Source organism: Thermus sp. FJN-A (assembly GCF_054655095.1).
Genome location: NZ_BAAHSC010000213.1, coordinates 91680 through 111449 on the forward strand (window position 1 = coordinate 91680; position 19770 = coordinate 111449).

24 protein-coding genes and 1 tRNA gene are annotated in these 19770 nt (G+C 69.4%); 17 read left to right on the plus strand and 8 right to left on the minus strand.

Annotated features, from left to right (window positions below; translation table 11 throughout):
* Nucleotides 1-4 precede the first annotated feature (4 nt).
* From ACYQ0J_RS12285 to ACYQ0J_RS12315, 7 genes are all read left to right on the plus strand, one after another.
* Nucleotides 5-367 carry a bactofilin family protein gene (locus ACYQ0J_RS12285; protein ID WP_460172396.1) on the plus strand — a complete coding sequence of 121 codons (363 nt, stop codon included), beginning with the start codon at nucleotides 5-7 and terminating at the stop codon, nucleotides 365-367.
* The gene (gene accD, locus ACYQ0J_RS12290) at nucleotides 367-1224 is read left to right on the plus strand and encodes an acetyl-CoA carboxylase, carboxyltransferase subunit beta (RefSeq protein ID WP_460172397.1); all 858 of its coding nucleotides are present in this window, start codon (nucleotides 367-369) and stop codon (nucleotides 1222-1224) included. The genes ACYQ0J_RS12285 and accD overlap by 1 nt, the downstream gene beginning before the upstream one ends.
* The gene (locus tag ACYQ0J_RS12295; RefSeq protein WP_460172398.1) at nucleotides 1208-2158 is read left to right on the plus strand and encodes an acetyl-CoA carboxylase carboxyltransferase subunit alpha; all 951 of its coding nucleotides are present in this window, start codon (nucleotides 1208-1210) and stop codon (nucleotides 2156-2158) included. The genes accD and ACYQ0J_RS12295 overlap by 17 nt, the downstream gene beginning before the upstream one ends.
* Nucleotides 2159-2226: 68 nt before the next feature.
* Nucleotides 2227-3843 (plus strand): PEGA domain-containing protein, encoded by a 1617-nt coding sequence (locus ACYQ0J_RS12300; RefSeq protein ID WP_460172438.1) that lies wholly within the window; start codon nucleotides 2227-2229, stop codon nucleotides 3841-3843.
* Between the two features lie 61 nt (nucleotides 3844-3904).
* Complete coding sequence (locus ACYQ0J_RS12305) at nucleotides 3905-4597, plus strand: NTP transferase domain-containing protein (protein ID WP_460172399.1); 693 nt, start codon at nucleotides 3905-3907, stop codon at nucleotides 4595-4597.
* A 4-nt stretch (nucleotides 4598-4601) separates the two neighbouring features.
* The gene (locus ACYQ0J_RS12310; RefSeq protein ID WP_460172400.1) at nucleotides 4602-5141 is read left to right on the plus strand and encodes a CBS domain-containing protein; all 540 of its coding nucleotides are present in this window, start codon (nucleotides 4602-4604) and stop codon (nucleotides 5139-5141) included.
* 61 nt (nucleotides 5142-5202) lie between these two features.
* Nucleotides 5203-5442: a ferredoxin gene (locus tag ACYQ0J_RS12315; RefSeq protein ID WP_015716251.1), complete on the plus strand. Its 240-nt coding sequence runs from the start codon at nucleotides 5203-5205 to the stop codon at nucleotides 5440-5442.
* Nucleotides 5443-5528: 86 nt separating this feature from the next.
* Here the strand turns inward: ACYQ0J_RS12315 and ACYQ0J_RS12320 are convergent, their stop codons facing one another.
* The 3 genes from ACYQ0J_RS12320 to ACYQ0J_RS12330 form a co-directional block, all read right to left on the minus strand.
* A complete protein-coding gene (locus ACYQ0J_RS12320) occupies nucleotides 5529-6002 on the minus strand; it encodes a GNAT family N-acetyltransferase (protein WP_460172401.1) in 474 nt (157 codons plus the stop codon).
* 79 nt (nucleotides 6003-6081) lie between these two features.
* A complete protein-coding gene (locus ACYQ0J_RS12325) occupies nucleotides 6082-6303 on the minus strand; it encodes a cold-shock protein (RefSeq protein ID WP_014516375.1) in 222 nt (73 codons plus the stop codon).
* 114 nt (nucleotides 6304-6417) lie between these two features.
* Entirely contained in the window at nucleotides 6418-7467 is a 1050-nt protein-coding gene (locus ACYQ0J_RS12330) for a DnaJ C-terminal domain-containing protein (RefSeq protein ID WP_460172402.1), read from the minus strand.
* Nucleotides 7468-7614: 147 nt separating this feature from the next.
* On the opposite strand from ACYQ0J_RS12330, the gene ACYQ0J_RS12335 reads away from it, so the two are divergent.
* Complete coding sequence (locus ACYQ0J_RS12335; protein ID WP_460172403.1) at nucleotides 7615-8676, plus strand: aminotransferase class V-fold PLP-dependent enzyme; 1062 nt, start codon at nucleotides 7615-7617, stop codon at nucleotides 8674-8676.
* Here the strand turns inward: ACYQ0J_RS12335 and ACYQ0J_RS12340 are convergent.
* On the minus strand, nucleotides 8668-9453 hold the full coding sequence (locus ACYQ0J_RS12340; RefSeq protein WP_460172404.1) for an undecaprenyl-diphosphate phosphatase: 786 nt from the start codon (nucleotides 9451-9453) through the stop codon (nucleotides 8668-8670). The two genes, ACYQ0J_RS12335 and ACYQ0J_RS12340, sit on opposite strands and share 9 nt — an antisense overlap.
* Before the next feature lie 6 nt (nucleotides 9454-9459).
* On the opposite strand from ACYQ0J_RS12340, the gene ispD reads away from it, so the two are divergent.
* Genes ispD through ACYQ0J_RS12355 form a run of 3 tightly spaced genes read left to right on the plus strand, consistent with a single transcriptional unit; the run spans nucleotide 9460 to nucleotide 11472 of the window.
* Nucleotides 9460-10110 (plus strand): 2-C-methyl-D-erythritol 4-phosphate cytidylyltransferase, encoded by a 651-nt coding sequence (gene ispD, locus ACYQ0J_RS12345; RefSeq protein WP_460172405.1) that lies wholly within the window; start codon nucleotides 9460-9462, stop codon nucleotides 10108-10110.
* A complete protein-coding gene (ispE, locus tag ACYQ0J_RS12350) occupies nucleotides 10098-10916 on the plus strand; it encodes a 4-(cytidine 5'-diphospho)-2-C-methyl-D-erythritol kinase (protein WP_460172406.1) in 819 nt (272 codons plus the stop codon). The genes ispD and ispE overlap by 13 nt, the downstream gene beginning before the upstream one ends.
* Nucleotides 10917-10920: 4 nt before the next feature.
* Nucleotides 10921-11472: a hypothetical protein gene (locus ACYQ0J_RS12355; protein ID WP_460172439.1), complete on the plus strand. Its 552-nt coding sequence runs from the start codon at nucleotides 10921-10923 to the stop codon at nucleotides 11470-11472.
* Nucleotides 11473-11510: 38 nt separating this feature from the next.
* Here ACYQ0J_RS12355 and ACYQ0J_RS12360 read toward each other — a convergent pair whose 3' ends face one another.
* Nucleotides 11511-12005, minus strand: a complete 495-nt coding sequence (locus ACYQ0J_RS12360; RefSeq protein ID WP_460172407.1) for a CarD family transcriptional regulator — start codon at nucleotides 12003-12005, stop codon at nucleotides 11511-11513.
* Nucleotides 12002-12562, minus strand: coding sequence for a TetR/AcrR family transcriptional regulator (locus tag ACYQ0J_RS12365; protein WP_460172440.1), 561 nt, complete (start codon nucleotides 12560-12562; stop codon nucleotides 12002-12004). Before ACYQ0J_RS12365 ends, ACYQ0J_RS12360 begins: the two co-directional genes overlap by 4 nt.
* A gap of 81 nt (nucleotides 12563-12643) precedes the next feature.
* On the opposite strand from ACYQ0J_RS12365, the gene ACYQ0J_RS12370 reads away from it, so the two are divergent.
* Genes ACYQ0J_RS12370 through ACYQ0J_RS12380 form a run of 3 tightly spaced genes read left to right on the plus strand, consistent with a single transcriptional unit; the run spans nucleotide 12644 to nucleotide 14405 of the window.
* Nucleotides 12644-13357 (plus strand): cyanophycinase, encoded by a 714-nt coding sequence (locus tag ACYQ0J_RS12370; protein ID WP_460172408.1) that lies wholly within the window; start codon nucleotides 12644-12646, stop codon nucleotides 13355-13357.
* A 15-nt stretch (nucleotides 13358-13372) separates the two neighbouring features.
* Nucleotides 13373-13873 (plus strand): DUF2227 family putative metal-binding protein, encoded by a 501-nt coding sequence (locus tag ACYQ0J_RS12375; protein ID WP_460172409.1) that lies wholly within the window; start codon nucleotides 13373-13375, stop codon nucleotides 13871-13873.
* Nucleotides 13874-13916: 43 nt separating this feature from the next.
* Nucleotides 13917-14405: a TlpA family protein disulfide reductase gene (locus ACYQ0J_RS12380; RefSeq protein ID WP_460172410.1), complete on the plus strand. Its 489-nt coding sequence runs from the start codon at nucleotides 13917-13919 to the stop codon at nucleotides 14403-14405.
* Here ACYQ0J_RS12380 and tsaE read toward each other — a convergent pair.
* A complete protein-coding gene (gene tsaE, locus ACYQ0J_RS12385) occupies nucleotides 14367-14804 on the minus strand; it encodes a tRNA (adenosine(37)-N6)-threonylcarbamoyltransferase complex ATPase subunit type 1 TsaE (protein WP_460172411.1) in 438 nt (145 codons plus the stop codon). The genes ACYQ0J_RS12380 and tsaE overlap by 39 nt on opposite strands.
* Nucleotides 14805-14832: 28 nt before the next feature.
* Nucleotides 14833-14919, minus strand: a tRNA-Leu gene (locus tag ACYQ0J_RS12390).
* 227 nt (nucleotides 14920-15146) lie between these two features.
* Between ACYQ0J_RS12390 and ACYQ0J_RS12395 the strand changes: the two genes are divergently transcribed.
* Genes ACYQ0J_RS12395 through nrfD form a run of 3 tightly spaced genes read left to right on the plus strand, consistent with a single transcriptional unit; the run spans nucleotide 15147 to nucleotide 19769 of the window.
* Nucleotides 15147-15782 (plus strand): cytochrome c3 family protein, encoded by a 636-nt coding sequence (locus ACYQ0J_RS12395; RefSeq protein ID WP_460172412.1) that lies wholly within the window; start codon nucleotides 15147-15149, stop codon nucleotides 15780-15782.
* A gap of 8 nt (nucleotides 15783-15790) precedes the next feature.
* The gene (locus ACYQ0J_RS12400; protein ID WP_460172413.1) at nucleotides 15791-18427 is read left to right on the plus strand and encodes a 4Fe-4S dicluster domain-containing protein; all 2637 of its coding nucleotides are present in this window, start codon (nucleotides 15791-15793) and stop codon (nucleotides 18425-18427) included.
* Nucleotides 18420-19769: an NrfD/PsrC family molybdoenzyme membrane anchor subunit gene (nrfD, locus tag ACYQ0J_RS12405; protein WP_460172414.1), complete on the plus strand. Its 1350-nt coding sequence runs from the start codon at nucleotides 18420-18422 to the stop codon at nucleotides 19767-19769. The genes ACYQ0J_RS12400 and nrfD overlap by 8 nt, the downstream gene beginning before the upstream one ends.
* Nucleotide 19770 lies beyond the last annotated feature (1 nt).

Consider the following 19770-nt stretch of genomic DNA (forward strand, 5'->3'; position numbering starts at 1 on the left):
GCGGATGTTTGGCAGGAAACAGGGGGTTCTCACCTACCTGGGCCCGGACACCGAGGTCCAGGGGGACCTGAAGGCCAAGGGCCAGGTCCGCATAGACGGCTTGGTGCGGGGCTCGGTCTACGTGGAAGGGGAGCTGGAGGTGGGCCGCACGGGCCGGGTGGAAGGGGAAAGGGTGGAGGCCCAGGCGGTCCAGATTCACGGGGAGGTCCGGGCCGACCTGGTGGCGGGGAGGGTCTCCCTTTCCAAGACCGCCCGCTTCACCGGCACCGTGCGGGCCCAGGCCCTGGACGTGGAGGCGGGGGCGGTCTTCATCGGCCAGAGCGTGGCCGGGGAGCACAAGGCCCTCGAGGCCCCCAAGGAGGCCTGATGGCCCTGGAGAGGCTTTTCCGCAGAAAACGCCCCAGCGGGGAGAACCGGGATGTCCCGGAGCTTTGGACCAAGTGCGAGGCCTGCGGGGCCCAGCTTTACAAGAAGGAGTTCCGGGAAAACCTCTACGTCTGCCCCAAGTGCGGCCACCACCACCGCCTTCCCGCCGGGGAGCGGGTGGCCATGCTGGCCGACCCGGGCACCTTCCAGGAGACCACAAGGCTCCGGCCCCTGGACCCCCTGGGCTTCGTGGACACCAAGCCCTACGCGGAGCGCCTCCTCGCCTACCAGAAGGAAACGGGCAGGCCCGATGCCATCCTGGGGGGCACCTGCCAGATCGGGGGGGTGCCCGCGGTGCTCCTCGTGATGGACTACGCCTTCGCCGGGGGGTCCATGGGGAGCGTGGTGGGGGAGGAGATCGCCCGGGGGGCAGAACGGGCGGCGGCAGAGGGGAGGGCCCTCGTCATCGTGGCCGCCTCGGGGGGGGCCAGGATGCAGGAGGCGGCCCTTTCCCTCATGCAGATGGCCAAGACGGTGATGAGCCTGGATCGCCTCTGGGAAAAGCGCCTCCCCTACGTGGCCGTTCTCACCGACCCCACCACGGGCGGGGTCACCGCCAGCTTCGCCGCCCTGGCCGACGTCATCTTCGCCGAGCCCGGAGCCCTGATCGGGTTCGCCGGGCCTAGGGTCATCCGCCAGACCATCCGGCAGGAGCTTCCCGAGGGGTTCCAGCGGTCGGAGTTCCTCTTGAAGCACGGCATGGTGGACCGGGTCACGGATCGCCGCCGGCTCAAGGTGGAGTTGGTCCAGGTCCTTCGCCACCTGCACCCGGGAGTACCCTATGCCCCTGGAGTTTGAGAAGCCCATCCTGGAGCTGGAAAAACGCATCGCCGAACTCAAGGAGACCGCCCGCGCCACAGGGGTGGACCTCGAGGCGGAGATCCGCCTCCTGGAGGAGCGCCTGGCCCGGCTCAAGCAGGAGACCTACGCCAACCTCACCCCCTGGCAACGGGTGCAGCTGGCCCGGGCCCAGGGGCGGCCCACCACCTTGGATGTCCTGGAGAAGGCCTTTCAGGACTTCATCGAGCTCCACGGGGACCGGGCCTTCGCCGATGACCCCGCCATCGTGGGAGGGCTCGCCTACCTGGAGGGGGAGAAGGTGGTGGTGGTGGGCCACCAAAAGGGGCGGGACACCAAGGAAAACCTCCAGCGCAACTTTGGCATGCCCCACCCCGAGGGGTACCGCAAGGCCATGCGCCTCATGGACCTGGCGGACCGCTTCGGCTACCCCTTCCTCAGCTTCATCGACACCCCTGGGGCCTACCCCGGGGTGTCCGCGGAGGAGCGGGGCCAGGCCTGGGTCATCGCCCAGAGCATCCAGCGGATGAGCCGCCTCAAGGTGCCCGCCATCGCCCTCATCCTGGGGGAGGGGGGAAGCGGGGGGGCCTTGGCCATCGGGGTGGCCAACCGGGTCCTCATCCTGGAGAACGCCTGGTACTCGGTGATCAGCCCCGAGTCCTGCGCCGCCATCCTCTGGCGGGACGCCAAGGAGGCCCCCAAGGCCGCCGAGGCCTTGAAGCTCACCGCAGAGGACCTCCTGGCCCAGAAGGTGGTGGACGCCATCGTCCCCGAGCCCGAGGGCGGGGCCCACAAGGACCCCGGGAAGGCCATCCAAAACATCAAGGAGGCCCTTCTAAGGACCCTGGAGGAACTCAAGGGCCTCTCCCCGGAGGCCCTCTACCAGGACCGCTACCGCCGCTTCCGCGCCTTGGGGGCTTACGCGGAGCCTTAAGGTTCCTTGTCCCTTCTCCCTCGGGATTTTCACAGGGATGCCCTAGGCTGAGGGCGGAGGTGAGGAAGATGCGGAAACTCCTTCTCGCGCTTCTGGGTCTGGGGGCGGCCTTGGCCCAGCAGATGAGTCCCCAGGGGATCATCGTGAACCCGGTGCCCACGGACCTTCAGGTGAGGGTCTGGGTGGACAAGGACCCGGGCAAGCGGGGGAACGCCCTTTACCAGGTGGGCGAGCCCATCTACATCTACGTGAGCGTCAACCAGGACGCCTATGTCTACCTCTTCAACATCAACGCCGACGGGCGCATTGACCCCATTCTCCCCAACGCCTTTGAGCGGGACAACTTCCTGCGGGCGGGGGAGACCCGGCGCTTTCCCCCGGAGGGGGGCCGCTACCGCTACACGGTAACCGGTCCCGAGGGGGAGGACCGCATCCTGGCGGTGGCCAGCCGCAGGCCCCTCTCCTTGGGGGAGATCCTGGACGTGGAGGGGAACCGGGTGCGGGTCCAGGGGGCTGAGGGCCTGGCCCGGGCCCTCTCCATCGTGATCGAGCCCGTGCCCGCCAAGGACTGGGTCACGGACGTGGCCCGCTACTTCGTGGGCCGGATCACGGCCCCGCCCCCCGCCCCGGCCACGGCCACCCTGGGGGTGGACTCCCGGCCGCAGGGGGCCGAGGTCTACCTGGACGGCCGCCTCCAGGGCCGCACCCCCCTGACCCTCTCCGTGAACCCCGGGCGGCACGAGGTGGAGCTCAGGCTTGTGGGTTACCAGCCCTACCGGGTGACGGTAAACCCCAGGCCCGGGGAGCGGGTGCAGGTCTTCGCCCAGCTGGTGCCGGAGGTGAGGCCGGGCACGCTTTCCATCGCCTCCACCCCTTCCGGGGCCGAGGTCCACGTGAACGGGGCCCTGCGCGGCCGCACCCCCCTCGCCCTGAGCCTCCCCGAGGGCCGGTACCAGGTGGAGCTTAGGCTTTCGGGCTACGAGACCTACCGGGCCCAGGTGGAGGTGCGCCGGGGGGAGACCACCCGGCTGGACGTGCGCCTTACCCCCCTTCCCCGCACCGGCACCCTTTTCTTGGAGTCCAGCCCCTCCGGGGCCGAGGTCTACCTGGAGGGCCGCCTCCAGGGCCGCACCCCCCTGCGCCTCACCCTGAACGAGGGCACCTACCGGGTGGAGCTCCGGGCCCCGGGGTACGAGCCCTATCAGGCCACGGTGCGGGTGGAAAGGGGCCGGGAGACCCGTCTTGCCGCAAGCCTCAGGCCCCTCCGCACCGGGGAGGTGTACCTGGAGGCCCGGCCTGAGGGAGCCGAGGTCTACATAGACGGGCGCCCCATGGGCCGGGCGCCCTTGCGGGTGGCCCTGGAGGCCGGCCAGCACGAGGTCCGGGTCCTGGCCCCCGGGTATGCGGAGTACCGGGCCCAGGTGGAGGTGCGCCCCGGGGAGAGCCTGCGCCTCTTCGTGGAGCTCCTTCCCGTGCGGGCGGTCCTGGAACTCTACCTGAACGTGGAGGCCCGGGTCTTCCTGGACGGGGAGGAGGTGGGCCTGGCCCGCGGGGGCTACCTGCGCCTCGAGGTCCCCCATGGCGACCACGAGCTCACCCTGGTGGCCAGGGGCTACCGCACCTGGGTGCAGAGCCTCCGCCTCACGGGCAACCAGGTGCTTCGGATCGAGCTTAAGCCCCTTTAGCCCCATGGCCCTCGAGGGCCCCCCATCCTGGCAGAGCCAGGATGGGGGGTAGCATGGGGGCATGGAGGCCATCGTCCTGGCGGGGGGCAAGGAGCCCTGGGCGGAGAAGTACGGGGTGAGGAGCAAGGCCTTGGTGCCCTACCGGGGGAGGCCCATGGCGGAGTGGGTGCTGGAGGCCCTGGAAAAGGCGGGCCTCAGCGTGGTCTACGTGGGGGAGAACCCGGGGCTTTCCCCCCCTCCCCGGCTAAGCCTCGAGGACCAGGGAAGCCTGCTCGCCAACCTCGAGGCCGCCTTGGCCCACGTGGAGGGCCGGGTGCTGGTGGCCACCGCGGACATCCCCCACCTCACCCCCGAGGCCGTGCGCTTCGTCCTGGAAAGGGCCCCTGCGGCCGCCTTGGTCTACCCCATCGTGCCCAAGGAAAGGGTGGAGGCCCGCTTTCCCCACACGAAGCGCACCTATGCCCGGCTCAGGGAGGGCACCTTCACCGGGGGCAACCTGGTGCTTTTGGACAGAGCCCTCTTCTTCCAAGCCCTCCCCTTGGCCAAGCGGGTGGTGGCGCTAAGGAAAAGGCCCCTGGCCCTGGCCCGAATGATCGGCCTGGACGTCCTTCTTAAGCTCCTTCTGGGGCGGCTCTCCGTGGCCGAACTGGAGGCGCGGGCGGGGAGGATTCTGGGGGTGGAGGCCCGGGCCCTCCTCACCCCCTTCCCCGAGGTGGGGGTGGACGTGGACCGGGAGGCGGACCTGGTAAGCTAAGCCCATGCGCACGGTGAAGGAGCTCCGCCTGGCCGGGCTTTTCGCCTACCTGGCCGCCCTGGTCCTAGGGCTTCTTTCCTCCTACCTCGTCCACGCCCTCCTGGGGGGCGGGGGCCGCTTGGGCTGGGGAAGCTTCAACTTCTTCGGCCTATTGGAGGGTCTGGCCTTCCTCCTCGTCTTTACGTTCTCCCTCTACCTGGCCAAGAAGGCGGTGCGGGTGCCCTGCACCACCCTGCTCACCGCCGGGCTGGTCTGGCCCACCCCGGCCCGGCGCCTGGCCAAGCCCCTGCCCCGGGTGGAGGCCCTCGAGGCCTACGAGGGCCGGGGGGTGGCCCTCCTGGTGCAGGAGGGGCGTCCTGTGGGGCTTTTGGGCCTCTCCGACCACATCCTGCCCCTGGAGGAGGTGCCCAGCGTGGAGGCGGAGGTGGCGGTGAGCGAGCTTTACCCCCTCTTTCTCCGGCAGCCCTTGGTCCTGGTGGTGCGGGGCGAGGAGGTGCTGGGGGCCCTTTCCCGCGAGGCCTTCTTCCGTCACCTCGGGGTCTAGGCCGTTGACAGGAGGCCGGCTGGCCTAAAATAGGGGGGAGCGGTTGCTCGGGAGGTGAAGGATGCCGCACGTGATCTGTGAGCCCTGCATCGGCGTTAAGGACCAGTCCTGCGTGGAGGTGTGCCCTGTGGAGTGCATCTACGACGGGGGGGACCAGTTCTACATCCACCCCGAGGAGTGCATCGACTGCGGGGCCTGTGTGCCCGCCTGCCCGGTGAACGCCATCTTCCCCGAGGAGGACGTTCCCGAGCAGTGGAAGTCCTACATCGAGAAGAACCGCAAGCTGGCCGGGCTAGGGTAGGCCCCTGCCCCTGGCTTTGCCCCCCACCCAAGGGGTGGGGTTTTCCCTTTTGGCCCTGTATCGGCTTAAGCCGACATGGGGTGGCATTAAAGCTCCCGCACGTACCAGCTCAGGGCTGGCCCCCCGTCCTTCACGTGGCGAAAGCCCTGGCCCTGGAAGAAGGCCTTGGCCCGGGCGTTGTTGCCGTAGACCACCGCGTAAAGCCGCGCCATCCCCGCCAGGTGGCCCACGAGGTACTTGAGGGCCCTCTGCCCCAGCCCCTGGCCCTGGCGGTCCTCGCGGATGAGGAGAAGGCTCAAGGTGGCGTCCTCGGGTTCGGGGTAGTGGAGCTTGTAGTCCAGGTAGCCCACGGCCTCCTCCTCCAGAAGGAGCAGGAAGGCCCGGCGGCGCTCGTCCTTTGCCAGGGTGCGGAGGTCCTGGACCACGTCCTCGAGGGTGGGGGGTTCCATCCCGATCAAGGCGAAATAGCCGGGGCTTTGCAGGAAAAGCTGGTGCAGGAGGGGAGCGTCTTCGGGGAGCACGGGGCGAAGGCTTAGGCGTAGGGTCTGCATCCCCCCCATGCTACCCTTCCTTCCCTGAGAGGTGGGTGATGAAAGGAGGCCGCCCCGGGGCTAGCCCCGGGGCGGCCTCGGGGGCTTTTTACCTGCGGGCCGGCTCCACCACGGTGACGTTCACCGCCTGGGGGCCCTTGCCGTTCTTGCCCGGCTCCACGTCAAAGGTGACGATGTCGCCCTCGTTCAGGGTGCGGAACCCCTTGGCGTTGATGGCGCTGAAGTGGACGAACACGTCCGTGTCCCCCTCGCGCTCAATGAAGCCGTAGCCCTTCTCCGCGTTGAACCACTTGACCCGACCCTTCTGCATACCGCTCCTTCTCTTCCGGACCCGAGGGCCCGTATCCGGGACTTTAGGGGTTGCTTTAGACCCTGTGGGGCCACCCTGAAGCGACCCGGAATACCTCACTATACCACGGGGGGCCTACTTGCGGAAGAACCCCTTGAGCCTTTCCCAGAAGCCCTCGGGGGCCACTTCCTCCCCCACCTCCTCCGCGTAGGCCCGGAGGAGTTCCTTGGCCCTGGGGGAGAGCTTCTTCGGCACCTTGAGCTCCACCACCACCCGCAGGGCTCCCCGGCCCCGGCCCCCGGGGTGGGGGAGGCCCTCCCCGGGGAGCTCGAACACCTCCCCGTGCCCGGTGCCGGGAGGGAGGTCCAAGGGGATGGGGCCTTCCAGGCCCGGCACCTCCACCCGGGCCCCCAGGGCCGCCTGGGCCAGGCCGATCTTCAGGCGGTAGACCAGGTCTACCCCCTCCCGCTCCAGGTGGGGGTGGGGGCGCACCTTAAGGCGCACGTAGAGGTCCCCGGGGCCACCCGGGCCCAGGTTGCCGTACCCGGGTACCCGGAGGAGGTGCTCCTCCCCCATACCCGGGGGGATCTTCACCGTGATCCGCTCCTCCCGGGCCACGCGGCCCCGGCCCCGGCAGGCGGGGCAGGCCTCGGCCAGGAGGTGGCCCTGGCCCTTGCAGTGGGGGCAGGTGGACCGGTGCACGAAGGCCCCGAAGAGGCCCTGGCGGTAGGTCTCCACCACGCCCCGGCCGCCGCAGGTGGGGCAGGCCACCCGCCTGCCTCCCTGGCCCTGGCAGGCCTCGCAGGGCACCAGGCGGGTGTAGGCCACCTCCGCTTCCTTGCCCCGCAGGAGGTCCGGGAGTTCCACCTCCACCTGGGCCTCCAGGTCCTCCCCCCTGGGGGCGGCCCGGGGGGTGCGGAAGCCGAAGACCTGGGCGAAGAGGTCAAAGAGGTCCTCGGTCTGGAAGCCGGGCTCGCCCAGAAGCCCCCGGTCGTACTGGGCCCGCTTCTCGGGGTCGGAGAGGACGGCATAGGCCTCGTTGATCTCCTTGAAGCGCTCCTCCGCCTCCTTGTCCCCGGGGTTTTTGTCGGGGTGGTACTGGAGGGCGAGCCGACGGTAGGCCTTCTTGATCTCCTCCTGGGTGGCTTCCCGGCCCACCCCCAGGATGGCGTAGTAGTCCTTCATCCAGCTAGCACTTTACAAGGGAAGGGGGTTTTGCTAAAGTACCCGGCAATGAGGCTCCTGCGAGCTATCCGGTAGGGGGCCCCTTCCTTCGGGAAGGGCCCCCCCGGGTTTGCCCGCGGGGGCCTCGGCTTTTGAGGAGGCACGAGGATGCTGCTCTTGACCCCCGGACCCACCCCCATCCCCGAACGCGTGCAAAAGGCCCTCCTGCGCCCCGTGCGCGGCCACCTGGACCCCGAGGTCCTGGCGGTGAACCGGGCCATCCAGGAGCGCCTGCGGGCCCTCTTTGACCCCGGCGAGGGGGCTTTGGTGGCGGCCTTGGCGGGCTCGGGGAGCTTGGGCATGGAGGCGGGGCTCGCCAACCTGGACCGGGGTCCGGTCCTGGTGCTGGTGAACGGGGCCTTCTCCCAGCGGGTGGCGGAGATGGCGGCCCTGCACGGCCTCGAGCCCACCATCTTGGAGTTTCCCCCGGGGGAGCCCGTGGACCCCGAGGCGGTGGGCCGGGAGCTACGGCGGAGGCGCTACCGCATGGTGGCCCTGGTGCACGGGGAGACCTCCACCGGCGTCCTGAACCCCGCGGAGGCCATCGGGGCCCTGGCCAAGGAGGCCGGGGCCCTCTTCTTCCTGGATGCCGTCACCACCTTGGGGATGCTCCCCTTCTCCATGCGGGGCATGGGGGTGGACTACGCCTTCACGGGAAGCCAGAAGTGCCTCTCCGCCCCGCCTGGCCTCGCCCCCATCGCCCTTTCCGCCGAAGGGCGCAAGGCCTTCACCGCCAAGCGGGGCTGGTACCTGGACCTCGCCAGGGTGGCGGAGCACTGGGAGCGGGGCGGGTACCACCATACCACCCCGGTTCTCCTCCACTACGCCCTCCTCGAGGCCTTGGACCTGGTCCTGGAGGAGGGCCTAGAGGCCCGGGAAAAACGCGCCCGGGAGGTCTACGCCTGGGTTCTTAAGGCCCTGGAGGAGCGGGGCTTCCGCCCCTACCCCAAGGCGAGCCCCCTGCCCACGGTCCTGGTGGTGCGCCCCCCGGAAGGGGTGGAGGCGGACCGCCTGGTGGGGGCCTTGTACAGGGAGGGGGTGGCGGTGGCCGGGGGCATCGGCCTCACCCGGGGCCAGGTGCTCCGGCTCGGCCTCATGGGGGAAGGGGCCCGCAAGGAGCGCTACCAGGCTTTCCTGGAGGCCTTAGACCGGGTCTTGGCCCTAGCGTAGGAAGAAGTAGGCGTAGACCAGGGCCAGGCCCATGCGGTAGTAGGCGAAGGGGCGGAACCCCCACCGCTCCACCAGGAGGAGCATGCCCCGCACGGTGAAGAGGGCGGTCACCATCGCGGCGACGAAGCCCAACAGGAGGAGTTCCCAGCCCTCCTTCGGCACCTCCTGGACGCTCCTTAGCAGGTCGTAGCCCACGGCCGCCAGCATGGTGGGCAGGGCCAGGAGAAAGCTGAACTCCGCGGCCGCCTTCCGCTTTAGGCCCAGGAGGAGCCCTCCCAGGATGGTGGCCCCGCTCCGGCTCGTGCCGGGGAAGAGGGCGGCGAGCCCCTGGAAGAAGCCGATCCAGGCCACCTGGAGGAGGGGGAGTTCCTTCACGTCCCCGTACCGGGCCCGTTCCGCCAGCCGGTCGGCCAGGAGGAGGAGGAGGCCCACGAAGAAGAGGAAGAAGACCACGATGCCGTCCTTGCCCAGGATGGCCCCCTTGATGAGGGGGTAGAAGAGGAAGCCCATCACCGCCGTGGGCACGAAGGCCACGCCGATGCGCACCCAGAGGTCCTTGTCCACCAGGAAGCGCCTTCCGTAGAGAAGGAGGACGGCCAGGATGGCCCCGAGCTGGATGGCGATGAGGAAGGTCTTCAGGAAGGCCTCGGTCTCTATGGGCAGGTCCAGGAGGTGAAAGAGGAGGGTCAGGTGGCCGGTGGAGGAGACGGGCAGGAACTCCGTCAGGCCCTCCACGAACCCCAGGAGAAGGGCTTCCCAGGCGCTCACGCGGCCCATGCTACCATGGGCAACGTGGAGGTTTCCGTTCTCATCCCCGCCGCCGGGAACGGGGAGCGGCTCGGCCTGGGCCCGAAGGCCTTCCTCCGGGTGGGGGGGAAGAGCCTTTTGGAGTGGACGCTTCAGGCCTTCCGGGAGGCGGCGGAGGTGCTGGTGGCCCTGCCGCCGGGGGCCAGGCCCCCGGAGGGCCTTAGGGCCACCTTCCTGGAGGGGGGCAGGACGCGGCAGGAGTCCGTGGCCCGCCTCCTGGAGGCGGCAAGCCTGCCCCTGGTGCTGGTGCACGACGTGGCCCGGCCCTTCGTGAGCCCCGCCTTGGTGGAGCGGGTGTTGCGGGCTACCCGGGCCACGGGGGCGGCGGTGCCGGTTTTGCCCGTCCCCGACACCCTGGTCCGCCCCGAGGAGGGGGCCTATGGGGAGGTGGTGCCCCGGGAGGCCCTGCGCCTGGTGCAGACCCCCCAGGGTTTCTTCACCGCCCTCTTGCGGGAGGCCCACGCCCACGCCCGCAAGCGGGGGCTTGCCGCCAGCGACGATGCCCAGCTGGTGCGGGCCCTGGGCTACCCCGTGGCCCTGGTGGAAGGGGAGCGGACGGCCTTCAAGATCACCTACCCGGAGGACCTCCCCCTGGCGGAGGCGCTGGCGAGGGCATGGAGCGGCTAGCCGTGGCCAAGGTGAACCTGGGCCTCTCCCTCTTGGGGAGGCGGCCCGACGGCTACCACGAGCTCCACACCCTCTTCGCCGCCCTCTCCTTCGGGGACCGGCTCCTTCTGGAGCCCATCCCCGAGGGCATCGCCTTCCGGGGCCGCTACGGGCGGAGAAACCTGGCCTACCGCGCGGCGGAGGCCTACCTCCAGGCCGCGGGATGGCCCGGGGGCGTGCGCATCGTTTTGGAGAAGGCCCTGCCCGAGGGGGCGGGCCTGGGCGGGGGTAGCTCGGACGCCGCCCAGGTGCTCTTGGGGCTGAAGGCACTCTATCCGGCGGAGGTGGACCTCCTGGCCCTGGCCCGGTCCCTGGGGGCGGACGTGCCCTTCTTCCTCCTGGGGGGGGCGGCGGAGGCCCGGGGGGTGGGGGAAAGGCTCAAGCCCCTCATCCTCCCGCCCTTGCCCGTGGTGGTCTTCGCCCCCGGCCTGCGCCTCTCCACCCCCAGGGTCTACGGGGAGGTGAAACCCCACGACTTCGGTCCCGAGCTTCCCGTGGCGGAGATCGTGGCGGCCCTGGAGCAGGGGCGGGAACCCCCCTATTGGAACGCCCTCGAGGCCCCCGCCTTCCGCCTCTACCCCGAGCTTAAGGAGGTCAAGGCCAGGCTGAAGGACCTGGGGCTTTGGGGCGTGCTCATGTCCGGCTCGGGCAGCGCCTTCTTCGGCTTTGCTGAGGGCCCAGAGCACGCTGAGGAGGCGGTGCAAGCCCTCAGGCACATGGGTTACGCCCGGCAGGGCGTGTTGGGAGGGAAGCGTGCGCCCCATTGAAGAGATGTTCGGCTGTTGCCCCGAGGCCTTGGAGGAGATCAAGGCCCTGCCCATCCGCTGGGACCGGGAGCGGTTTGTCTTCTGGCTAAAGCAGGACTTCCCCTTCGTGGAGGCCTTGTACCGCTACCAGGTGGGGCTCCTGGCGGACGCGCCCCAGGCGCACCGCCTCCCCCTGGTCCAGGCCCTCCTGGCCACGGTGGAGGAGCTGGACTGGCTCCTTGCCCAGGGGGCCGACCCCCGAGGGGCGGTCCACCCGGTGCGGCGGGAGTACATCGCCCTCCTCTCCGAGATGGCGGCCCTGCCCTACCCCTACCGCCTGGTCTTCTTCTACTTCCTGAACCGCCTCTTCCTGGAGGCCTGGAACGCCCACGTGGAGGGGGAAGGCCCCTGGCAGGAGCTTTCCGAGCACTGGTCTGCCCCCGAGTTCCAGGCGGTGCTCTTTGACCTGGAGGTCATGGCCCAGGGCCAGCTTCAGGGCCTGGACCTGGCCCTGGTCCGGCGCTACCTGGAGCGCATCCTGGAGATGGAGAAAAAGACCTGGAGCCTCCTCCTCTGATTTCACCCCGTGCCGGCGCGAGCCGGCATGGGGTGGCATCAGTTCAGCTCCTCGCCCCACGCCTCCTCAAAGAGGCGCTTGGCCTCCTGCACGCTGATCTCCAAGGTCTGGGAAACCTCCTCGGCCAGGAGGTAGATGGCCCGCCTCAGGGCTTGGCGGTCCAGGTCGGGCAGGCCCCGCTCCAGCTCCCAGGCCCGGAGTTGCCCCGCCATCTGGGCGATGCGGTAAGGGTTTCCGTCCGCCAGGATCTCGCTGGTCTTGCGGTGCCGGGCGGCCCACTGCTTGGGCAAGGGCATGCGCCCGTTCTTCAAGAGGTCCAGGATGACCGGCACCTCCTCCGGGGAGAGGGCCTTGCGCATGCCCACGCTCTGGGGGGCCTCCACGGGTACGTAGGCCTTGGAGCGGGAACCGGGGAAGTCCACCTGGTAGTAGGCCCGGTTGATGCCGCTCACGCTTCGCTGGGCGATGCCCGCCACCACCCCGACCCCGTAAGGGGGCAAGACCACCTTGTCGCCGGGACGGAACTCTTTCACGGCGCCACTCCTTTCCGGAGCACCAGGACGAGGTGCTCCAAGTAAGCATCCACCTCCAGCTGGGGGTTGCACCCCAAGGCCGCGATCACCGCGGCGGTGGCTTTGGGGGAGAGCTCCGGCCGCACGGCCCCTTCCGCCTGGCCGCTTCGCACCAGCTCCTCCAGGAGGTCCAGGTAGTGCTGGTGGAGCCCTTTAAGCCAGGGGGTGGGGTCCTCCATGGCCTCCCGGGCTACCGCGGCCCAGAGACCCCGCCACTCCGCGATCCAGTCCAGGCGCCTCTTGAGAAGGGCTTCTAGGCGCGTAAAAAAGGGCGCCCGCAGGCGCACCACCTCTTCCACCTCCCGGTAGAAGGCCCAGGTTCGCTCCTCCACCAGGTTCCTGAGGAGGTCCTTCTTGTCGCGGAAGTAGAGATAGATGGTGCCCTTGCCCACCTCCGCTCTCCGGGCCACCTCCTCCATCTTGAGCCCGGAAAGCCCCATCTCCCGGAGAACCTCCAAGGTGGCCTCGAGGATGGCCCGCTTCTTGTCCTTGGAAAAAGCCCCCGGGGGGGATACCATCGCGGCCACGCCCCCCAGTTTAGCACACCGCCCTTTCCCTTTCATGAGGAGCGCGCTACCCTAAGAACATAGGAGGCCAGCATGCGCCAGGGATTCTTCGCCTTGCTCACCGCCGATCCCCTGCGGGGGGCCTTGCGCCCCGTGGAGGCCAGGCTTCTGGAGGAGGCGAGGGGGGAGGCGCTTTTCCTGGTCCCCTTCCCCTTGCGGGACCTGGCGGAAGCCTGGAGGCTCGCCTACCGCAACCTGGGCCTGCGGCGGGGCCGGGTTCTCCACCTGAGGCGGCGGGAAGAGGCCTTTGACCCGGAGGTGGCCCGGGCCGTGGCGGAAAGCCCCTTGGTCCTCCTGGCCGCCCATGGCCTGCCGGAGTTCTTGGACCTCATCCGGGGGAGCCTGGTGCTCCAGGCCCTCCTGGAGGTCTACCGCCAGGGAGGGGGGGTGGTGGCCCTGGGGGAGGCCGCAGGCCTCTTGGGGGACGCCGCCTTTTACTCCCTGGAGGGGGAGGTGCGGGCCGCCTGGGGGCTTTCCCTCCTCCGGGGGTTGGTCCTCCTGCCCCGGGTGGAGGAGCGGGGGCGCTTCCTGGCCCTCTCCCGCCTGGTGGCCGATAACCCCGACCTCATGGGCCTGGGTCTTTTGGAGAACACCGCTCTCCGCCTTCTGAAGGGGCTGGGAGAGGTCTGGGCGGGAGGGGTGACCCTGGTGGACGCCGGGGGAGCGGAGTTCACGGGCCGCGGGGTGAAGGGGCTAAGGGTGGACGTCCTTTCCGCGGGGGAGCGCTTTGCCCTCCCCGCCCTCTAGGGGTACCATGGCCCCATGCCCTCGGGGCGCGTGCACGAGGCCATCAACCTGACGGTGCTGGGCGGGGGGGCCCTGGCCTACCTGGCCTACGGAGGGGAGCCGGAGGAGCCCAGGGCCCTGGCCTTCGCCCTGGCCTACCTGGGGGGCACCTTCCTCCTCTCCCCGGACCTGGACCTAGCGGAGAGGGGGGTTCGGGCCCAGCGCCGTTGGGGCCTCTTGGGCCTCCTATGGCTTCCCTACGGCTGGCTTTTCCGCCACCGGGGCCTTTCCCACACCTGGATCCTGGGGCCCTTGACCCGCTTGGGGTACCTGGTGGGCCTGGTTCTTCTGGCCTCCTTCCTGGTGCAAGGCCTGGCCGCCTTCCTGGGGATGGAGCTCGCCCTCAGGCCCCCCGCTTGGCCGCGGGAGGCCCTGGGGTGGGGGCTTCTCGGCTATTACCTCTCCCAGTGGCTCCACCTGGTGGCCGATGGCATCTGGCCCGACCACGACCTCCGGCGCTGGCGGCGGCCAAGGTGAGGGGGTTTACATATCCCCTCTCCCCGGGTGGGAAAATGGGAGCATGGGCAAGCGAGGCGCCCTCTACTTCCTCCTGGTTCTCTTCGCCCTGGCCTGGGCCGTGCAGCCGGGCCAGCTCCTCCCCGACTTCCTCCTCCTGGACCCCAAGGGCAACCCCGTAACCCCAGCCAACATGAAGAAGCCTGCGGCCATCGTTTTCTGGGCCAGCTGGTGCCCGGTGTGCAAGGCGGAGTTCCCCGGCCTCCACCGGGTGGCGGAGGAGACGGGGGTACCCTTCTACGTGATCAGCCGCGAGCCCAAGGACACCAAGGAGGTGGTCCTCGGCTACATGAAGGCCTTCCCCCGCTTCATTCCCCTTCTGGCCTCGGAGAAGGACAAGCCCCACGAGGTGGCCGCCCGCTTCAAGGTCTTGGGGCAGCCCTGGACCTTTGTGGTGGACAAGGAGGGGAAGGTGGTGGCCCTCTTTGCGGGCCGGGCGGGGCGGGAGGCGCTCTTAGATGCCTTCCTCCTGGCCGGGGTGGACCTGCCATAGCTCCGCCCGCCGAGCCTCCCCTTGGGGGATGAGGCGGAGGAGGTAGTCCGCCTCCAGGGCCTCGGGGTCCCCCCATTCCACCACCACGAGCCTGGCCCCTTCCCGGGCGGCCCAGAGCTGGGGGAGAAAGGCCTTGGCCTCCTTCAAGCGGTAGAGGTCGGCGTGGACCAGGGGGCCTTGCGGGGTGGGGTAGGTGTGGAGCAGGGTGTAGGTGGGGCTCGTCACCCGCCCCGAAAAGCCCAAGGCCTCGGCCAGAAAGCGGGCGAAGGTGGTCTTGCCCGCCCCCAGGGGCCCCTCCAAGACCAGGACCCCTTCGGGGGGGAGGAGGGGGAGGACCTCTTGGGCCAGGGCCCGGGTGTCCTCGAGGCGGAGGAGGGTCCTTTCCAGAAGCTTCCGCATAAAGGAAAAAGGCCCCCTGGGGCCTTCCTGGTGCCGGGAGCGGGACTTGAACCCGCACGCCCTTGCGGGCACCACCCCCTCAAGATGGCGTGTCTACCAGTTCCACCATCCCGGCAGGGCGCGCCTTACGCGCAAGCCTTAGTTTAGCAAAAGCCCCCTTCTTGTCAAGGTTCGCCGGGTGTCGGGACATTTGTCCCTTAACTTTGCGCTACCTTACCCTTAAGAAGCCCTGGCTAAAGGGTAGGCACCGGTGAGGTTGTCTTCCTTATGAAAGAACCCCTGGCCCTTGATTGAACCCCTGGAACCCTGCCCGTAGCCTTGGCCTTTAAGACCGGAGGTGGCATGCGGCGACGAAACCGTTGGGTTAGATGGCTCTTTTGGGGTGGCGTCCTTGGGGTTTTTACCCTCTTGGGGGTGGTTTTCTCCGGGGTGGCGGTGGGGGCCTTTGAGCAACGCACCCTGCCCGTGGAGCAGCCTGTTCCCTTCAGCCACGCCTTCCATGCGGGAGGCCTAGGGCTTTCCTGCCGCTACTGCCATGCGGCGGTGGAGCACGCGCCCTATGCGGGCCTTCCCCCCACCGAAACCTGCATGACCTGCCATACCTTCGTGAAGCCCGACAGCCCCAACCTGGCCCTGGTGCGCAGGAGCTGGGAGACGGGGGAGCCCATTCCCTGGAACCGGGTCATCAACCTTCCCGACTTCGTCTACTTCCACCACGGGGCCCACGTGGCCAAGGGGGTGGGCTGCGCCGAGTGCCACGGGCGGGTGGACCAGATGGTCGTGGTCTACCAGCCCCAGGCCTTCACCATGAAGTTCTGCCTGGAGTGCCACCGGAACCCCGAGGCCCGGCTTAGGCCCAGGGAGCAGGTCATGAACATGGCCTACGCCCCGGACCCGGCGCTGGGCAAGAAGCTTAGGGCGCTTCATCAGGTGCGTTCCGCCGAGGCCTTGACCAGCTGCAACACCTGCCACCGTTAGGGGGAAGCATGGAGACGCGACGTGGTTTTGAGGACGCCCTGGAGAAGGAGCTTTTCCGGGAGGAGTTTCCCTTTGGCCCCGTAAGCCGCAGGGGAGTTTTGGCCATGGGCCTTTTGGCCCTGGCGGCCTGCACCCCCGTGGTGCGGCGCAAGGGGGTGCCCTACGTGCGCCAGCCGGAGTGGGTGGTGGAGGGGGGTCGGGCGGAGTTCGTCACCGCCATCCCCCACGCGGGCTTCGCCGAGGCGGTGCGGGTCAAGGTCTACCAGGAGCGCCCCCTCTTCCTGGCACCCCTGGAGGCCGCCATGAGCCCTTACCCCCTGGCGGGCCTCTACGCCCTCTACGACCCGGCCCGTAAGGGCAAGGCCCCGGACTGGCCGGGGTTTTTCGCCGCCTGGCGGAAAGCCTTGGCGGAGGGGGAAACCCTCCTGGTCCTCCCCCGCACCACCTCGCCCCGCCTCGAGGCCCTCCTCCGGCGGGCCCAGGACCGCTTCCCCAACCTCCGGGTAGCCCGGTTTGAGGCCTGGAGCCTGGAAAGCGTCTACCAGGGGGCGGAGCTGGCCTTGGGAAGGCGGGCCTGGCCGGTGTACGCCCCGGAGAAGGCGGAGACGGTCCTCCTCTTGGACGTGGACCTCCCCGAGCACCCGGCGGCCTACGCCTGGTGGGCCGCCCTGAGCGGGCGGCGCCTTCCCCCCATGAACCGCATCTACGCGGTGGAAAGCGCCTCCACCCTCCTCGGGAGCATGGCCGACCACCGCCTTCCCCTGAAGCCGAGCGGGGTGGAGGGCTTCCTCCTGGCCTTGGCCCAGGCCCTGGGGGTCGTGCCGGGGGCCCCGGCCTCCGCGTACGGGGGGTTCCTCCCCGCCCTGGTGGAGGACCTGCGCCGGGGCGGGCTGGTCCTGCCCGGGGTCCACCTGAGCCCCGGGGCCCAGGCCCTGGCCCAGGCGGTGAACCGAGCCCTGAGGGCCCCCGTGCGCTACGTGGCGCCCCCCGAGGCGGAGGCAGCGCGCCCCGAGGCCTTCCGGGCGGCGGAGGGGGCCTCCCGCCTGGTCTGGGCGGCGGAGGGCCCCCTGCCCGACCTCAAGGGCAAGGCCTTCGCCGCGGCGCTTTCCCTCTACCCCCGGGAGGCCCCTTGGAGCCTGCCCTTGGCCCATCCCCTCGAGGCGGGCGGGCTCCACCGGGACGCCGGGGGAAGGCTTTGGCCTGCCCAAGCCCTGGTCCAGCCCCTCTTCGGCGGGAAGAGCCTGGAGGAGGTCCTGGCCGGGCTTTTAGGGGAGGAGCTTCCCGCCCTCTCCCCAGAGGAGAAGCGGGCCCTGGTGGAGGGGAGGCCCCTGGAGGAGGCCCAGGAGGTGGCCGGGGACCCCTTGCCCGGCCTGGAGGGCCGCCTTCCCCCCTTGCGCCGGGAGGCTCCCCTGGAGCTCACCCTGCGCCCCGACGCCAGTCTCTACGATGGCCGCTACCGGGAAAACCCTTACCTCCAGGAACTCCCCAGGCCCATAAGCCGCCTGGTCTGGGACGGGGCCCTCCTGGCGGGCGAGGAGGAGGTGGAGGCCTTAGGGCTCTTGCAGGAGGTACGGGCCCGGGAGCGGCGGGCCGACCCCAGGAGGCCCCTCCTCCGGGTGCGGGCCGGGGGGCGGGAGGCCCTTTTGCCCCTCTGGCCCCTTCCCGGCCTGCCCCAAGGAAGCCTGGTGGCCCCGCTTTCCCACTTCTTCCACCCCGAGGGGGTGGTCTTCCCCGCGGAGGTTTCCCCCACGGGCCGGGACTACCCCCTGGTCTCCACCCAGTACCACGGCTATTTGGGGGAGGTGGAGGCGGTCAAGGCCCTCGCCCAGGAGGAGGCCCTGAAGGCCGAGGCCTCCAAGGAAAAGCGCATCTCCTTCTACCCGCCGTGGCCCCAGGGGGAGCACGCCTGGGCCATGACCGTGGACCTCGCCCGCTGCCTGGGGTGCGGGCTTTGCACCCTGGCCTGCCAGGTGGAGAACAACATCCCCGTGGTGGGGAAGGAGGAGGTGGCGAAGGGCCGGGAGATGCACTGGATCCGCGTGGACCGCTACTTCGCCCAGGAAGGGGTGATGCACCAGCCCGTGATGTGCCAGCACTGCGAGAAGGCTCCTTGCGAGGCCGTCTGCCCCGTGGCGGCCACGGAGCACTCCGACGAGGGCTTGAACCTCATGGTCTACAACCGCTGCGTGGGCACCAAGTACTGCTCCGCCAACTGTCCCTACAAGGCCCGCCGCTTCAACTTCTTCCCCTACGCCGAGGCCTTCATAGGCCAAGGGGACCCGAGGCGGGCCAAGGAGAGCCCCCTCGCCCTCCTCATGAACCCCGAGGTCACCGTGCGCAGCCGCGGGGTGATGGAGAAGTGCACCTACTGCGTCCAGCGCATAGAGCTTACCCGGGCCCAGGCCGCACAGGAGGGGCGGAAGATCCGCACCGGGGAGGTGGTGACCGCCTGCCAGGAGGTCTGTCCGGGGAAGGCCATCCACTTTGGGGACCTCCTGGACCCCGAGGACCCCATCCAGGCCCACCGCCGGGAGGGGCGGCACTACGCCCTCTTGGAGGAGGCCAACACCTGGCCCCGCACCACCTACCTGGCCCACCTTAAGAACCCCAACCCCAAGTTGGCGAAGGAGGAAGGCCATGGCTAGACAACCCCACCCCGACAGCGACCTCATCCAGGGAGAGTGGACGGAAAAGACCTTGGTGGAAAAGCTCCTGGAGCCCGTGGAGAAGCCAGCTCCCAGGCCCTGGAAGGTGGTCTTGGCGGTGGGCGGGGCCTTGACCCTGGCCTGGCTTTACGCCATCTTCGTCACCTTCGTCAAGGGCCTCGGGGCCTGGGGCATCAACCAGCCCGTGGCCTGGGGGTTTGACATCGTGCACTTCGTCTGGTGGATCGGCATCGGCCACGCGGGGACCCTCATCAGCGCCATCCTGGTCCTCATGCGCCAGAACTGGCGCGACTCCCTAAACCGGGTCACCGAGGCCATGACCCTCTTCGCGGTGCTGGCGGCGGCCACCTACCCCCTCATCCACATGGGGCGGCCCCAGAACTTCTACTGGGTCATGCCCTACCCCACCCACATGGCCCTCTGGCCCCAGTACAAGAGCCCCCTCTCCTGGGACGTGCTGGCCATCATGACCTACCTCACCATCTCCACCCTCTTCCTCTACCTGGGGCTCATCCCGGACCTGGCCCTCCTGCGGGAGCGGAGCACGGGCTGGCGGAGGCGGCTTTACGGCTGGCTTTCCCTGGGCTGGACCGGGAACGCCGTGCACTGGCAGCGCTACCGGGCCGTGTACGTGCTCTTGGCGGGCCTGGCCACCCCCGTGGTCATCTCCGTGCACTCGGTGGTGAGCATGGACTTCGCCTACGGCCTGGTTCCCGGCTGGCACCTCACGGTCTTCCCCCCCTTCTTCGCCTCGGGGGCCATCTACTCGGGCTTCGCCATGGCCCTCACCCTGATCATCCCCCTGAGGCGGTGGTACCGGCTGGAGGGGGTGATCACGGAAAGGCACCTGGACTGGATGGCCAAGGTGACCCTGGCCAGCGGCCTCGGGGTGGCCTACATCTACCTCCTGGAGATCTTTATCGCCTGGTATGCGGGGGAGCCCGCGGAGTGGGCCCAGCAGATCTGGCGCATGACCGGGCCCTACGCCCCTTACTACTGGGCCATGATGCTCATCAACGTGGTCCTCCTGCAGACCCTCTGGTTCCCCCGTTTCCGCAAGAACCTCACCTGGCTCTTCGTCTTCTCCATCCTGGCCAACGTGGGCATGTGGCTGGAGCGCTTCGTCATCGTGGTCATCAGCCTGTCCCACGACTTCCTGCCGGGGAACTTCCACCTCTACTACCCCACCTGGGTGGACTGGACCCTCTTCCTGGGCACCATCGGCTTCTTCCTCTTCGGCCTGGCCCTCTTCATCCGCCTCTTCCCTCCCATCGCCGTGGCCGAGATGGTGCACCTGTTCCACAAGCTGAGGAAGCACTAGG

Bases quoted from the DNA above. Each gene is read 5' to 3' on its own strand.
- ACYQ0J_RS12285 (WP_460172396.1), top strand. From the start codon at position 5: ATGTTTGGCAGGAAACAGGGGGTTCTCACCTACCTGGGCCCGGACACC.
- accD (WP_460172397.1), top strand. From the start codon at position 367: ATGGCCCTGGAGAGGCTTTTCCGCAGAAAACGCCCCAGCGGGGAGAAC.
- ACYQ0J_RS12295 (WP_460172398.1), top strand. From the start codon at position 1,208: ATGCCCCTGGAGTTTGAGAAGCCCATCCTGGAGCTGGAAAAACGCATC.
- ACYQ0J_RS12300 (WP_460172438.1), top strand. From the start codon at position 2,227: ATGCGGAAACTCCTTCTCGCGCTTCTGGGTCTGGGGGCGGCCTTGGCC.
- ACYQ0J_RS12305 (WP_460172399.1), top strand. From the start codon at position 3,905: ATGGAGGCCATCGTCCTGGCGGGGGGCAAGGAGCCCTGGGCGGAGAAG.
- ACYQ0J_RS12310 (WP_460172400.1), top strand. From the start codon at position 4,602: ATGCGCACGGTGAAGGAGCTCCGCCTGGCCGGGCTTTTCGCCTACCTG.
- ACYQ0J_RS12315 (WP_015716251.1), top strand. From the start codon at position 5,203: ATGCCGCACGTGATCTGTGAGCCCTGCATCGGCGTTAAGGACCAGTCC.
- ACYQ0J_RS12320 (WP_460172401.1), bottom strand. From the start codon at position 6,002: ATGGGGGGGATGCAGACCCTACGCCTAAGCCTTCGCCCCGTGCTCCCC.
- ACYQ0J_RS12325 (WP_014516375.1), bottom strand. From the start codon at position 6,303: ATGCAGAAGGGTCGGGTCAAGTGGTTCAACGCGGAGAAGGGCTACGGC.
- ACYQ0J_RS12330 (WP_460172402.1), bottom strand. From the start codon at position 7,467: ATGAAGGACTACTACGCCATCCTGGGGGTGGGCCGGGAAGCCACCCAG.
- ACYQ0J_RS12335 (WP_460172403.1), top strand. From the start codon at position 7,615: ATGCTGCTCTTGACCCCCGGACCCACCCCCATCCCCGAACGCGTGCAA.
- ACYQ0J_RS12340 (WP_460172404.1), bottom strand. From the start codon at position 9,453: ATGGGCCGCGTGAGCGCCTGGGAAGCCCTTCTCCTGGGGTTCGTGGAG.
- ispD (WP_460172405.1), top strand. From the start codon at position 9,460: ATGGGCAACGTGGAGGTTTCCGTTCTCATCCCCGCCGCCGGGAACGGG.
- ispE (WP_460172406.1), top strand. From the start codon at position 10,098: ATGGAGCGGCTAGCCGTGGCCAAGGTGAACCTGGGCCTCTCCCTCTTG.
- ACYQ0J_RS12355 (WP_460172439.1), top strand. From the start codon at position 10,921: ATGTTCGGCTGTTGCCCCGAGGCCTTGGAGGAGATCAAGGCCCTGCCC.
- ACYQ0J_RS12365 (WP_460172440.1), bottom strand. From the start codon at position 12,562: ATGGTATCCCCCCCGGGGGCTTTTTCCAAGGACAAGAAGCGGGCCATC.
- ACYQ0J_RS12370 (WP_460172408.1), top strand. From the start codon at position 12,644: ATGCGCCAGGGATTCTTCGCCTTGCTCACCGCCGATCCCCTGCGGGGG.
- ACYQ0J_RS12375 (WP_460172409.1), top strand. From the start codon at position 13,373: ATGCCCTCGGGGCGCGTGCACGAGGCCATCAACCTGACGGTGCTGGGC.
- ACYQ0J_RS12380 (WP_460172410.1), top strand. From the start codon at position 13,917: ATGGGCAAGCGAGGCGCCCTCTACTTCCTCCTGGTTCTCTTCGCCCTG.
- tsaE (WP_460172411.1), bottom strand. From the start codon at position 14,804: ATGCGGAAGCTTCTGGAAAGGACCCTCCTCCGCCTCGAGGACACCCGG.
- ACYQ0J_RS12395 (WP_460172412.1), top strand. From the start codon at position 15,147: ATGCGGCGACGAAACCGTTGGGTTAGATGGCTCTTTTGGGGTGGCGTC.
- ACYQ0J_RS12400 (WP_460172413.1), top strand. From the start codon at position 15,791: ATGGAGACGCGACGTGGTTTTGAGGACGCCCTGGAGAAGGAGCTTTTC.
- nrfD (WP_460172414.1), top strand. From the start codon at position 18,420: ATGGCTAGACAACCCCACCCCGACAGCGACCTCATCCAGGGAGAGTGG.